Origin of the sequence: Flavobacterium sediminilitoris (genome assembly GCF_023008245.1) — a bacterium.
GTDB lineage: Bacteria > Bacteroidota > Bacteroidia > Flavobacteriales > Flavobacteriaceae > Flavobacterium > Flavobacterium sediminilitoris.
The window spans coordinates 3,095,314-3,109,720 of sequence record NZ_CP090145.1 but is presented as its reverse complement, the minus strand read 5'-3'; the positions used below and the strand labels follow the sequence as shown (position 1 = coordinate 3,109,720).

Here is a 14,407-nt window from a genome sequence, read left to right as displayed (position 1 = left end):
TTACAAAGCTTAGTCAAATAATAAGCCAAATTTTGTAAGTTTACTTCAAAATTATAATCAAAATTGAAAAAGAAAGCACTTTTTAACTGGAGTAGCGGAAAAGATTCTGCCTTAGCCTTATATAAAATATTACAACAAAATGAATATGAAATTCTAACACTATTAACTAGTGTAAATAAGCAATTTCAACGTATTTCAATGCATGGTATTCGTGTTGAACTTTTAGAAAAACAAGCCGAAAGTATTGGACTACCATTAACCAAAATGATAATTCCTGAAATGCCAACTATGGAAATTTATGATGAAATAATGAAAAACACACTTTCAGAATTTCAAAAAGAAGGAATTACTCATTCTATTTTTGGTGATATTTTTCTTGAAGATTTGCGAAAATACAGAGAAGATAAACTTGCTTCTGTAAATTTTAAAGGCGTTTTTCCATTGTGGAAACAAAATACAACAACTCTTTTGCAAGAATTCTTATCTTTAGGTTTCAAAACAATAGTAGTTTGTGTTAATGAAAAATATTTAGATAAAAGTTTTGTTGGAAGAATTATAGATGAAAACTTTATTAAGGATTTACCTGAAAATGTAGATGTTTGTGGAGAAAATGGAGAATTTCATACTTTTACTTTTGATGGACCTATTTTTTCAAAACCAATTCCTTTTGAGATAGGTGAAATTGTTTATAGAAAGTATGAAAAACCAAAAACAACAGAATCAAATACAGTATGCAATAGTGATGATACAACACCTAGTTATGGCTTTTGGTATTGTGATTTAATTTAGATTTTTTTTATGGAAGAAAATGCAATCATTATAAAAATCACAACCTTTTTAAAAGAAATTGGAATTTCAATTATTGAAGAAGAATTACCAAATGATACTTTTTTACCAGGATTGTCGCTTTCAAATAAAGGTATTTTAGTCGATTTTAAAAAATTACTTTATCCCGGAGATATTTTACATGAAGCAGGACACATTGCAGTAACAACTGCTAAAGAACGAAAACTTATTGGCACTGAAAAAATGCCAAAAGAATGGCCAACGCAAGGTGATGAAATTGGAGCAATGTTATGGTCTTTTGCAGCAGCACGATACTTAAAAATGCCACTAGAAGTTGTGTTTCATTCAAATGGTTATAAAGGAAGTTATAATTGGTTAATCAATTCATACAATAGTGATATTTACATTGGTTTACCTTTTTTAGAATGGTGTGGTTTAACATTAAGCCAAGAAAAGGCAGAAAAACAAAATGAAAAACCTTTCCCTCACATGATAAAATGGTTAAGAGATTAATATGGAAAATCTAATTCGATTTATAAAATTCCCCATTACATTTAATATTGAACGTTTACAAAAGGATGTTCAAAAAATACTAAGTAAAAAATGGATTAATCATTATAACACAAATGATTATACTGGAAATTGGTCCTCTATTTCTTTATATTCTGAAGGAGGAAAATCGGAAAATATTAATGCATATAATAAGGGAACAGAAAAAGTAACTTATACTGAAATAATTGAATCTTGTGATTACTTTAAAGAAATAATAGATCAATTTTTATTTGAAAAAACTACCGTTAGGCTATTAAGATTGGCTGTTGGTGGTGAAATAAAACCACATGTAGACAATTGTTTAGGATATGAAGACAACTGCTTTAGAATTCATATTCCAATTATTACAAATAAAGATGTTATTTTTATTTTAGACAACCAAAGACTTATAATGAACGAAGGAGAATGTTGGTATATAAATGCCAATTTCACTCATTCTGTTGTTAATCATGGAAAAGAAGACAGAATCCATTTAGTAATTGACGGAATAAGAAATGAATGGACAGATGAGTTATTCTTTAAAGAAGCTAATGAACAACAATTTTTAAAACCTGAGAAGAAAATGAGTGATAATGAAAAAGAATTAATTATTGAAGAATTAAAGAGAATGAACTCAAATACTGCAAATGAATTAATTTCTAAGATCCAAAACAAATAGTTTCTAACTATTGAATTTGGGGAAAAATACCCATCAAAAAACCATAATTTACCTTCTATTTTTTATTCATAATTACATCACCTTTGTGTAACTATAAACAAGATATTTCAATTTTAAATATCAAAATAAAAAATTATGTTTAAAAATTTAGATGTTATAAAAATTTTAGGCTATGGTATTTCAGGGTTTAGTTTTTTATTAGTATTACTAACCTTTTTATTATTAAGAGCTGAACAAAATAAAGACCGAGAACCTAGACCACTTATTATTACTATGATTTGGAGATTCATGCTAATGACCATTTTTATGGTTATTCTTAATGGTTTTATTTCACTTCCTCTTTTTAATAGAAATGTTGAGCTTCAAGAAAGTGTTACACAATTATCAAATAAAAATAACTTTGAAATTGTAAAAGGACTTGATGAAAATAATGACAAAATAGATCAAATTATTAATGTTAATGATTCACAAACTAATAATGACTCTATAAAAATGGCAATGCAAGATATTATTGACAAGCAAAATAAGGCATTAGATAGTATAAAAGCAACGCTTACAATTGCAAATTCTAAACCTGAAAGAATAGCTGAAATTGAAAATTTAAAAAAGGAAATGGCTATTAATTATAAAATAATTTTAGATTCTAACTCCAATAAAAAATTAAGATTTTCAGCAAATGAAAAAATAAAGTCATTAAACTATGCTGTAAAAAGAGTTGCCATTACTAATAAATAATTAAGTTATTACTAAATTCTGTTTTCTATTCATAGAGAAACTATTCCATAATGAGTTTATAAATATTCCTATATATACCATCTAGTTGAATGAAATGTTTTGTTTAGCACAGATATTTTTTAATTTTTAAATTATACAGTATCTTCGCTTTGCAGAAAACAAATTAATGAGTCTACTAGAAACACCTATTGAGTATCTTAAAGGAGTTGGCCCAAACAGGGGTGAATTGCTACGCAAAGAATTAAGTATTCATAAATATGGTGATTTACTTAACTTATTCCCTAATCGATATATTGACAGAACACGTTACTTTAAAATCAATCAATTACAAAATAATAACTCTGAAGTTCAAATCATTGGAAAAATAATCAATATAAAAACTGTTGAACAAAAGAGAGGAAAACGATTAGTAGCTACTTTTATTGATGACACTGGAGAAATGGAATTAGTCTGGTTTCAAGGTCATAAATGGATAAGAGAAGGCTTAAAAATAAATGAAGTATATGTAATATTTGGAAAAGTAAGCCAATTTGGTAGTACATTTAATATGGCTCATCCTGATATGGAATTATTAGCGGAACACAAAGCTAATTTTCGTTCTGCAATGCAACCTGTTTATCCAAGTACAGAAAAACTTAATACTAAAGGAATTTCAAATAGAGTTGTCAATAAATTAATGCAACAATTATTTCTAGAAACTCATACTTTATTTTCTGAAACACTGCCTAATTATTTAATTGAAGAATTAAAATTAATTACGAAAAGTGAAGCCTTATTTAATATTCACTTTCCAAAAAACCAAGATCTACTTTCCAAAGCACAATTTCGCTTAAAGTTTGAAGAATTGTTTTTTATTCAATTGCAATTAATTACCAAAAATCTCATTCGAAAGCATAAAATAAAAGGACATCCATTTGAAAAAGTAGGTGAAAACTTTAATAATTTTTATAAAAATTATTTACCATTTGACCTAACAAATGCACAAAAAAGAGTAATAAAAGAAATCCGAAATGACTTAGGAAGTAATGCACAAATGAATCGCTTACTTCAAGGAGATGTTGGTTCAGGAAAAACAATAGTAGCATTATTAGCAATGCTAATAGCAAAAGATAATGATTTCCAAAGTTGTTTAATGGCACCTACAGAAATACTAGCAACACAACACTTTAATGGAGTTACAGATTTAGCTAAAGAACTGAATATAAACATAAAAATACTAACTGGTTCAACAAAAACTTCAGATAGAAAAATAATTTATGAAGAACTAGAAAATGGTAGTTTAGATATTTTAATAGGAACACATGCATTATTAGAAGATAAAGTACAATTTAAAAATCTAGGATTAGCCATTATAGATGAACAACATAGATTTGGAGTTGAACAAAGAAGTAAACTCTGGAAAAAAAACGAGATTCCTCCACATATTCTAGTGATGACTGCTACTCCAATTCCAAGAACTTTAGCCATGAGTTTATATGGTGATTTAGATATTTCTGTGATCGATGAACTACCAGCTGGAAGAAAACCAATACAAACTGTTCATAGATACGATAGTAACCGTTTAAAAGTTTGGAAATTTTTAAAAGATGAAATTGCAAAAGGCAGACAAGTTTACATCGTTTATCCATTAATTCAGGAATCTGAAAAAATGGATTACAAAGACTTAATGGATGGTTATGAAAGTATTTCTAGAGATTTTCCATTACCACACTACTCTATTTCAATTGTTCATGGACAAATGAAACCAGCAGACAAAGATGAAGAAATGAGACGTTTTTCAGAAGGAAAAACAAACATCATGATTGCCACAACAGTGATTGAAGTAGGTGTAAATGTTCCCAATGCATCTGTAATGGTTATTGAAAGTGCTGAACGCTTTGGATTATCACAATTGCATCAATTAAGAGGGCGTGTAGGTCGTGGTGCAGAACAAAGTTATTGTATTTTAATGACCGGATTTAAGCTAAGTGAAGATAGTAAAACCAGAATGGAAACTATGGTGAGAACAAACGACGGCTTTGAAATATCAGAAGTTGATTTAAAATTAAGAGGACCTGGAGACATAATGGGAAAACAACAAAGTGGTGTGCTAAATCTACAAATCGCAGATATTATTAAAGACAAAGATATTCTTCAACTAGCAAGACATCATGCTATAAAACTATTAAAAAATGATGCTCCTATGGAAAAGCCAGAACATACAACTCTCCGAAAAGTTTTCATAGAATTAAGCAAGAAAAAAAATATATGGAATTATATTAGCTAACCTATTATAAATCTACATAATAACACTTACACTTACTTATTTTTAGTAGAATAGATTTACAAACAAACTGAAACAAGTAGGTCTAGTCAAAATTTATCATCCAATAATCAAATAAAACTTAAAAATACACTCCAAGTCTAAAATGAATTTAGGATGATATTTTTTTAGGCTATTTAAATAATTTATTTACTTTTTTATATCACAAAAAAGCATTCTATATTTTAAAACTTAATTTCAAGTGTTGCATAAAATACTCTTGGTTCTGATGGAATAATTCCTGGTCCTGGATATCCTGTAGCTCTTCTTGTAAAATACCAATTATTTAACACATTGTTTATTCCTGTTTCTAATTTAAAATTTTTATACTTATAAGAAGCTGAAAAATCTAAAACGCTATAAGATGGAATTGCTCCAAAAATACCATAAGTATTGTCATTTATATCTATAGGATTATTCTCTGCATTTGTGTATTGTGAAGACACATAACTAAATTGAATACTTGTGAGAAAGTTTTTATAGCCTATTCCTGTTCCTAATTTCAAATTGTAATTTGGTACAAATTCTACTTTATTTCCTTTTATATTTTTAGTATCTGATTTTAAATATTCTGAATCTGTTATTGCAATATTTGAGAATAAACTCCAAATAAAATCTTCATTTTCTCTAAAGAATGTTTTGTTTATATTCCAATCTATTAAAGATTCAAAACCATAAGTCAATGCTGTTCCCACATTATCTCTATATCTTACAACCGCAGCAGTGTTTGGTGCTTCCGTAAGATACTCACCTATTTTATAATTATAATATAATGCATATACACTAGTATCAAATGAAAGATTATCTAAAATTTTCCCTCTCATACCTATATCAGACGTGTATCCTTTTTCATCAGTAATATTTTCATCAATTACAGCACTTGGATTTACTGTACGAATATCATTAAAAGTTACAGAACGATAATTTTGAGATGCATTTGCATACAATTCTATTCCATTTTTCATCTTATAACTTAGTCCTAGTCCAAGAAGGAAAAAGTCTCTTTCTTTTACATTTTCTTCATTAACTGTTTCATCTGAAATGACATTTCCTGCTAAATCATTATTAATCCTTCTATAAAACCCGTTTGCTTTCGTTTTTATATTTTCATACCTAAACCCTGGCGTGATAGAGAATGCTTGCGATATTTTAAATATATTTTCTCCAAAAATTGAAATATTTAAATTTGGAAATTCATAATTAGACTGGGTTCTATAATTTGGAAATTCATCAGTTGCTAAATTAAAATTAGCATTGTTCCCTGAGCTTCCTGGTCCTTGTATTCCTGTATTTTTAGCTTGATAATATTTAGCTCCTATCAAGAAAGCATTATCTTGACCGAAGAACTTGTATTTTTTTAAATAACGTGCTTCTGCTCCCCAATTTACAAAATCACCTAAGATCAAATCTCTTTCTGTTCCTAACACATCTGGATTAGAAACTCTATTAGATCGATATCCTAAGGCTTTTCTTGAAGCATCTAAACCAAATAATTGCAATGAAAAATCGGCATTATGTTGAAAATGATGTTTAAAGCGTAAGGCAAAAAGATTCCAATCTACATCAAACCAATTTCGTGTACGATTACTTTGTTCTGGATTTTGATTAAACATAAAATCGGTTAATCCTCCTGGTTGTTGCGCCAAATAACTAAAATGGGTATAATCAAAATGTAGTGATGTGTTTTCTGTAAACTGGTAATTTAAATTAGTAAAAAATGATTTTGAATCAAATTTTGAATTAGGTCTAAATCCATCACCTTGTTTGTAATTATAATACGTATAGTAACTAAATTTACCTTTTGTTCCACTTAGGCTTGTAAAATTGGTAAACAAATTAAAAGATCCTAGTGTATTTCTTGTAATTAGCTCAATAGGTTTTGTACTTGGCTTTTTAATTTTAAAATTAATCATTCCTCCAAATTGTGTTCCATATTGTAATGATGCAGCTCCACGAACAATTTGTATCGATTCTAAAGCTTCTGTCGGTGTTGCATAGTAACTCTCTGGATAACCTAATACATCTGCGCTAATATCATAATCATTTTGTCTTGTATTAAAGTTTGAGGTCCTATTTGGATCTAATCCTCTTCCTCCTATTGATAATTGTAATCCTCCATCATTACTTTCATTAATTGTTAATCCAACTACTTGTGCATATACTTGACGAGCATTGTTTGTGGCTTTGTTTGCTGTAATTTTATCTAATGTAATTACTTCTGTCTTTTTACCTGCATAAATTGCGGTTTCTTCAATATCTTTAAGTTTATTTAATGCAAACTGTTTTTCTTTTTCTTTCATAACAACTACTTCTGAAAGTGTTGTTGTTAATTCTTCCAAAGTAATTTTGATATTTACATTATTTTCTTGTGAATTGAAGGTTCTTTCTTCTACTTTATATCCTTCAATAAAAAAAACAATAACATTATTTCCTGTGCTCAATGATTTAATCTCAAACTGTCCGCTAGCATTTGAATTAAAAGATTGGTAATTTGTTTTATTGTAGATTTCTACGTTTTCTAGTGCCTTTCCTGCTTTGTTGATTACAATTCCTTTAACGCTATTTTGTGCGAAAAAAGTAGTAGTAATTAAAAGAAATAAAATATTAAAAGCCTTTAATTTCATCGTTAAATGGTAAAATCCAAGTTTTGTGTTGGAATGATTCATATTCTTTTGCTAAATCTATATTTGGGTCAATGTATCGTTTGCTTAATCTTCCGTTTAAAGCTACATAACTATCTACTTTTACAATTGGTTCATTTATTCCTGTTTCCTTATAATAATCATGTAGATAATGAGCATATTGCAGTATAAAATCAGGTTGAAAAGACATTTGTTTTTCTTGAAATGGTGTCAAAAAGCGACTGTTATCAATGTACGTTTTTCTTTTTGTTTTAGAATCAATAACATAAAATTGAGTATAACCTGCCTTTTCCATTAGCATTACTCTCCATGAAAATCTAAATCCTTCTTCTGTCCAAAATAATTCATCAGGATATAACATATATCGAAACGGGAAAATTAACTGAAATACCATAAATAAGGCTAAAAAAGTCAGTTTAATTTTTGTAGAAAGTCGATTTGTGTCTACTTTAAAAGATAAACCATTACTAAATTGTGTAAAATCAACTTGAATTATTTTTAAAATGAAATCCATACATTTTTTATGTAAGGAAGCATCAAAAAAGATTAAGGTACTAATTATCATTACATAAGGAAATACTCCTATTGGAAATAATATTTTAGTTAGTATATGAAAAATTACAACTAAAAAGAAGGCAAAATTTCTAGTTCGTTTATTGTATAATAGAAATGGAATACTTAAATCGTATATGGCTCCTGTCCAACTAAATGCATATTGTATCCATGTTTCATGCAAAAAACTTCCAATTAATGGAATGTTTGATTGGTTTGGTAGCCAAATTTTTAGTGGCATAGCTTCAATAAGCCAATCTGAATTTAATTTTGCTAATCCTGCATAAAAATAAACTATAGCTAGCATTAACTTTAGAATATCAATTGTCCAACTTGGCACTTCTTGAAATCTTATCTTTGTATTTTTATATGCATCTACTGAATGTGTAGCATTTGCTGGCAAGAAAATAAGGATAAAACTTATTACAGATATAAAGTAATAATGGTTTAAATAGGTAGTTTTATCCATTAATTCAATATAAGTAAAACTTAAAAAGAAAGTAATAATTGCTATTTTATATTTGTAACCAATAGCGACAAAGAAAGCCGATAATCCACAAATAATAAATAATAAATAAGTATAAATCCCTATTGGTTTTACCCATTCAAATCCATAATATGTAAAATGAAATTTCGGTTGAATGTAGAATTTGTCAACCCATCCATAACTAATGAACCTAATGATACTAAATAGCATCATTAAACCAAACGCTAGCCTAAAAAAAGCTAGCGTTATGGACTGTGATTTTTTATTTAAATAGTTTTTAAACAATTTTAATACGTATAAAATTAATCTCCATCATTATCAACATAATCAACTGTTATATTTAAAGCACTCATCATATCAATTTTAAAATAAACAACATTTCTCTGTAACTCATCATAACTTGCAAACATTACAGAATTATTTGTAGTTACTTGATTTGAAAAACTATCACTTAAAAGTGCATTTGTCGAATTGATTGTTGCAAATTGGTTGTTAATTATATCGCTTAAATTTTGACCATCTCTAACTGCATTTAAATAATCTAAATATGATTTTAAGCTTTTACCATTTGTATTACTATTGAAATATTTTCCATTAAAAAAATCTTGCGTTGCTTTTATCGATTCGTTTAAAAGAATTTTTGAAACATCATTTTTATAATATGCTTCTACTTTTTCTGGAAAGATTGAATTACCGAACTTACCTGCTGGATATCCTACTTTACCAAGTCTAATATCTTTCTCATAGTATTTTACAAAACTATTTATCGTTTTATTAACCGAACTACTAATTGCATTACCATTACTGGCAATATAAGCTGTTCTGTAAGACGTATTCCAATCTGTAACTACTGCATCAATATTTGTTTTTAATTGATTTGATAAATCGTTTAAATATTGCTTATATCCTGTAGCATTAGCATTTGACACATAGAAATCTATGATTTCAGCATCTGTAACTGCTAAACCGTTTAACATATAATCTAATGCTGGGAAACCTTGTCTGTCATATTGAGATAACAATGAAAAATTATAAGCACCACTTGCAATATTTGATTCTATACCTACTGTATTTGTTGGATAAATGTTAGTAGTACTATTCAAATTAATTTCTTCTGCTTTTCCTATATTAAATGCTCCTACATATTGATAAGCTGTATATGCTTCTAACCATGATGCTCTTAATATATCTAAATTAGTTTGATTAGGTGTTGTTGTAAAAGTAGAAGCATCTGTTTTCAATGTTTCCACTTTCGTTTGATAATTTGTTAGTCTAGGAATAATTAAATTATCTGCCCAATCTGTCAACAACTCTGTTCTGTTGTAATCATCACCACTTGTATTGGTATTATTATCGTCTCCAGAACATGAAGCTAGAACGAATATTGGAACGATTAAAAAAAGAAATTTCTTCATCATATTTTTTTTGCAAAATTAATTTAAAATAGTTGCAATAACAATTTAGTAACTATTATTTTTTAGTTAACTGTTTCAGCTTGTGTAACAGTAAACCCAAAACGTGTTGCAATTTTTGTAGCAATAATATCTAAGTGGATATTTAGATAATCTACATCCCATAATCCATTTGTACCAGCTATTAATTCTGCTAATAAGTCGTCAACTTCTTGTTTAGTAAAATACGGTGCATTTGTTTCTGGATTGTTTGTATAACGTAATGACATTATGAAACCATAAGCTTCAGAAATCGCATGAAATGCTTTTGCTCCATTATCTGTAACTAAGTTTGTTTTACCATTTTTTAAATAGTATACCGCTCTTACTGCTGGCACTTTTGCCAAATTACTTTTTATAATTGCAATTTGCTCATCTCTTAAAGTGTAGTTATTTGCTACAATAGCTGCTCTTCCTTTTCTAAATGCTACTTCAATATTTTCTTTTACCGAACTAAAATCTGCATCAGCAGCCACTTGATTAATATAACTATCCCAATATTTTCCTCCGCCTGCTCCATAAATATAACCATAAGCTTCATCCCATTTATGTTCCATGTTTGTGTAGCTCTTTCCTGATACTAATACCTTATTAGTATTATCATCTCTACTTGTAGATTCGTCTAAAACAGCAAGACTTAAATAGTTATTTACAACTTGGTCTATAAAACAAGCTCCCATCATTCCTTTTAATAAAACTTGTTGTGGTTCTAATCCATTTGCAGCAAAAAGACGTGTAGAAGATCCATCAACGTAAAATCCTGGAACACTTGCTGATGCAGTATTACCTTGACTTGCAGCATTTGCATCATCGAACTGTGCTTCAAAATAACTTCTGACAGAATCTTGCTCTACTGAAGAACCACCTCCAAGATTTACAAAATAATCTCTTGAAGCTGCCGTTTTGTTTCTTAATTGTTTTCCTGATTCATTTAAATCTGTTGTTGAAAACGGATTATTTGTATTAGTATACATATTATCCAATACTGTAGCATCTACAATTGCATTTGCAGCAGCTTGATCTTTAATATAGTTACCCATTTCTTGTAACATTAACAATCTGCTTGATTGACCTTCAAAATCTACTGTTGTAGTTCCATTTCTTTCAAATGTATAAGTTTGAGGAATTGAAATACCTGTTTCTTCTATGGTACTATCATCATCTGAACATGATGTAAATGTGAATAAAGCTAGCGAAAGTGATCCTAAAATGTACTTATTAAAACGCATTTTGTTGTTTATTTAGATTTATTTAAAATAATTTATATTGCAAAAATATAAAGTAAAAAGTAATTTACAAACTTTATTTAGAATAAATTAAAATTGTAAGGCGTAAAAAATACTAAATAATTTATAATCAATTATTTAAAACAAAATTTTAATAAAACAGGCTAAGGCACAAGAAAAAAAGATATACATTCCTATTAAACCTGAGACCATAGTTACACCCATACTTGTTTTATCTTTCACCGCAGCACCTAATGCCTTAAAAGAAACCAGATGAAGCGCAAAAAATATAAGAGTATAAATAGCAAGTGTAATCCAAAAAAAAGATGTATAAAAAAGTAAAGCTCCTAATGCTAAAGAGCCAATAATCGGTATATAAAAAGTATAATTTACAAACAGTTCATTAGGCCCTTTATATTTACAAAAGATTATAATAAAGTAAAGAGATATAAAAATGAATAAAAATAAAGGGATAAAAACAGTATATAATCCTAAGTATTTCAAATAAGGGGTGAAATCAATCATTTTAATGATAACTATTAAAAATTTTTAGTGCTTCATTATAAGAACTTTCAAAACTAATTGCATGACAATTCGTTTCAATTTTATTTGAAGTAAAATAAGATAACATTTTTTCTGTTGGCATATTTCCTGTCAAGTCATCTTTTGCCATTGGACATCCTCCATATCCTTTTATAGCTCCATCAAACCTTATACAACCTGCTTTGTATGCGGCATCAATTTTTTCAAACCAAGAATCTGGTGTTGTGTGTAGATGTGCTCCAAATTCAATTTCTTTATATTTTGGGATTAAATTTGAAAATAAATAATCTATTACTTCTGGTGTTGAACTTCCAATGGTATCAGATAATGATAAAATTTTAACTCCCATATTGGCTAATTTCTCCGTCCATTCGCCTACAATATCAACATTCCAAGGATCTCCATAAGGATTACCAAATCCCATTGAAATATAAGTTACTACTTCTTTATTTGTACTATTTGCTATTTCTAAAATCTCTTGAAGAGTAACGATTGATTCTGCAATTGTTTTATGCGTGTTTCTCATCTGAAAATTTTCAGAAATTGAAAAAGGAAAACCTAAATATTGTATTTCATTATAAACAGAAGCTAGCTCTGCTCCTTTCGTATTAGCTACAATTGCTAATAATTTACTTTTTGTTTGTGATAAATCTAATTTAGATAAAACTTCAGCAGTGTCTTGCATTTGCGGAATTGCTTTTGGGGAAACAAAACTACCAAAATCAATTGTATCGAAGCCTACTCTCAAAAGAGATTGAATATATTGTACTTTTTTTTCAGTTGGAATAAAGTCCTTTATACCTTGCATGGCATCTCGTGGACATTCTATAATTTTTACTTTTTTCATTGGATACCAAAGATAAAAAAGAATTGCGTTTTACGAAATCGTTTTAGCACTTAAAATTGCTTTATTAATATCTTTAATTAATTTTGGTCCTTCATATATAAATCCTGTATAGAGTTGCACCAAACTTGCTCCTGCTTCTAGTTTTTCTAAAGCATCTTTTGCAGTATGAATTCCTCCTACTCCAATTATTGGAAATGCTTTATTACTTTTTTCTGAAAGAAATCGGATTACTTCTGTAGAGCGATTAGTTAAAGGCTTTCCTGACAATCCTCCTACTTCTTTTTTATTTTCTGATTGTAAACCATCTCGTGAAATTGTTGTATTTGTAGCAATTACTCCTGCAATTTTTGTATCATTGATTATATCAATAATATCTAATAATTGCTCATTTGTTAAATCTGGAGCTATTTTTAAAAGTATTGGTTTTGGCTCTGACTTTACTTCGTTTTTATTTTGTAATGTTTGTAATAACTCTGTAAGTGGTTTTTTATCTTGAAGTTCTCGTAGATTTGGTGTATTTGGTGAACTTACATTAACTACAAAATAATCAACATAAGGAAATAGGGCTTCAAAGCAAATTTCATAGTCTTTTACTGCTTCATCATTTGGAGTTACTTTGTTTTTTCCTATATTTCCTCCTATAAGTACTCCATTATTTTTTTTCAACCTTTCGACTGCTTCTAACACTCCTCCATTATTAAAGCCCATTCTATTAATAATAGCACTATCTTCTTTTAAGCGAAAAAGTCTTTTTTTAGGGTTTCCTTCTTGTCCTTTTGGTGTTAAAGTACCTATTTCTATAAAACCAAAACCTAAACTTGAAAGTTCTTTATACAATTTGGCATCTTTATCGAAACCAGCAGCTAATCCTACTGGATTTTTAAATTTTAATCCGAAAACTTCTCTTTCTAAACGAGTATCTTTTACTTCATAAATACTTTTAAAAATTGTATTAAATCCTATAGAATTAAGAAATTTAATTAAAGAGAAAGTGAAATAATGTATTTTTTCAGGATCAAATAAGAAAAAAATAGGTCTAATAAATATCTTGTACATAATAGTGTGTTGTGTTGTGCAAAAATAGAAATTACTGTGCAATAAAAAAGCTCCGATATGGAGCTTTTTTATTTATTTTTCTACTCTTTGTTTTTCATACAGAATAGTTTCTACTGTTTCAAAATCTGTTGGCTCATTATCATTATAAAAATATTTTACCAAAATTTGTCCCCAAAGATTTCCATTTGAAAACTCTGCAATAATCCATCTATGGTTTAATATTTTAGCTTTATTTACAATAAAATTTTTATTATCAATGGGTTCATAAGGAATTAAAGGGTTTCCTTTTTCATTAGTATTCAAAGTAACTAAATCTTCATTTACTTTTTCCATTACTTTAACATAATCAAGATTTCTTGAATAAAAATATTCTTGAGCATCTTGATCTTTTTGAATATCAAAATAATCATTATACTGAATTGAATCAATTGATTTTTTAACAACTTCTAGTTTTTCCTTTGTAGAAACTACTTCTTTTTCTTTGGCATCTAATATTTTATTAGAATTTACATATTGAAAAATATTAACTAGTAAAGAAAAAATAAATAGGTATAAAAAAGTATTCTTCAT

13 protein-coding genes are annotated in these 14,407 nt (G+C 28.1%); 5 read left to right on the top strand and 8 right to left on the bottom strand.

Going from position 1 to position 14,407, the window contains the following annotated elements; genetic code table 11:
- The first annotated feature begins 63 nt into the window (after positions 1 to 63).
- From LXD69_RS14240 to recG, 5 genes are all read left to right on the top strand, one after another.
- Positions 64 to 789, top strand: a complete 726-nt coding sequence (locus LXD69_RS14240; RefSeq protein ID WP_246915884.1) for a Dph6-related ATP pyrophosphatase — start codon at positions 64 to 66, stop codon at positions 787 to 789.
- Positions 790 to 798: 9 nt separating this feature from the next.
- Positions 799 to 1,299 carry a hypothetical protein gene (locus tag LXD69_RS14235; RefSeq protein WP_246915883.1) on the top strand — a complete coding sequence of 167 codons (501 nt, stop codon included), beginning with the start codon at positions 799 to 801 and terminating at the stop codon, positions 1,297 to 1,299.
- 1 nt (position 1,300) lies between these two features.
- Entirely contained in the window at positions 1,301 to 1,996 is a 696-nt protein-coding gene (locus tag LXD69_RS14230) for an aspartyl/asparaginyl beta-hydroxylase domain-containing protein (protein WP_246915882.1), read from the top strand.
- 135 nt (positions 1,997 to 2,131) lie between these two features.
- Positions 2,132 to 2,731, top strand: a complete 600-nt coding sequence (locus tag LXD69_RS14225; RefSeq protein ID WP_045967383.1) for a hypothetical protein — start codon at positions 2,132 to 2,134, stop codon at positions 2,729 to 2,731.
- A 166-nt stretch (positions 2,732 to 2,897) separates the two neighbouring features.
- On the top strand, positions 2,898 to 4,997 hold the full coding sequence (gene recG, locus LXD69_RS14220) for an ATP-dependent DNA helicase RecG (protein WP_246915881.1): 2,100 nt from the start codon (positions 2,898 to 2,900) through the stop codon (positions 4,995 to 4,997).
- A 221-nt stretch (positions 4,998 to 5,218) separates the two neighbouring features.
- Here the strand turns inward: recG and LXD69_RS14215 are convergent, their stop codons facing one another.
- From LXD69_RS14215 to LXD69_RS14180, 8 genes are all read right to left on the bottom strand, one after another.
- On the bottom strand, positions 5,219 to 7,657 hold the full coding sequence (locus LXD69_RS14215; RefSeq protein ID WP_246915880.1) for a TonB-dependent receptor domain-containing protein: 2,439 nt from the start codon (positions 7,655 to 7,657) through the stop codon (positions 5,219 to 5,221).
- Positions 7,638 to 8,927 carry an HTTM domain-containing protein gene (locus LXD69_RS14210; protein ID WP_246915879.1) on the bottom strand — a complete coding sequence of 430 codons (1,290 nt, stop codon included), beginning with the start codon at positions 8,925 to 8,927 and terminating at the stop codon, positions 7,638 to 7,640. The genes LXD69_RS14215 and LXD69_RS14210 overlap by 20 nt, the downstream gene beginning before the upstream one ends.
- A gap of 89 nt (positions 8,928 to 9,016) precedes the next feature.
- Entirely contained in the window at positions 9,017 to 10,132 is a 1,116-nt protein-coding gene (locus tag LXD69_RS14205; protein ID WP_235270881.1) for an imelysin family protein, read from the bottom strand.
- Positions 10,133 to 10,191: 59 nt separating this feature from the next.
- Positions 10,192 to 11,394, bottom strand: a complete 1,203-nt coding sequence (locus LXD69_RS14200) for a DUF4856 domain-containing protein (RefSeq protein WP_246915878.1) — start codon at positions 11,392 to 11,394, stop codon at positions 10,192 to 10,194.
- Between the two features lie 135 nt (positions 11,395 to 11,529).
- Positions 11,530 to 11,916, bottom strand: a complete 387-nt coding sequence (locus tag LXD69_RS14195) for a hypothetical protein (RefSeq protein ID WP_246915877.1) — start codon at positions 11,914 to 11,916, stop codon at positions 11,530 to 11,532.
- A 1-nt stretch (position 11,917) separates the two neighbouring features.
- Complete coding sequence (locus tag LXD69_RS14190) at positions 11,918 to 12,781, bottom strand: hydroxymethylglutaryl-CoA lyase (RefSeq protein WP_045967390.1); 864 nt, start codon at positions 12,779 to 12,781, stop codon at positions 11,918 to 11,920.
- Positions 12,782 to 12,811: 30 nt separating this feature from the next.
- The gene (locus tag LXD69_RS14185) at positions 12,812 to 13,837 is read right to left on the bottom strand and encodes a quinone-dependent dihydroorotate dehydrogenase (RefSeq protein WP_045967391.1); all 1,026 of its coding nucleotides are present in this window, start codon (positions 13,835 to 13,837) and stop codon (positions 12,812 to 12,814) included.
- 72 nt (positions 13,838 to 13,909) lie between these two features.
- Positions 13,910 to 14,407, bottom strand: a complete 498-nt coding sequence (locus LXD69_RS14180) for a hypothetical protein (protein WP_052705112.1) — start codon at positions 14,405 to 14,407, stop codon at positions 13,910 to 13,912.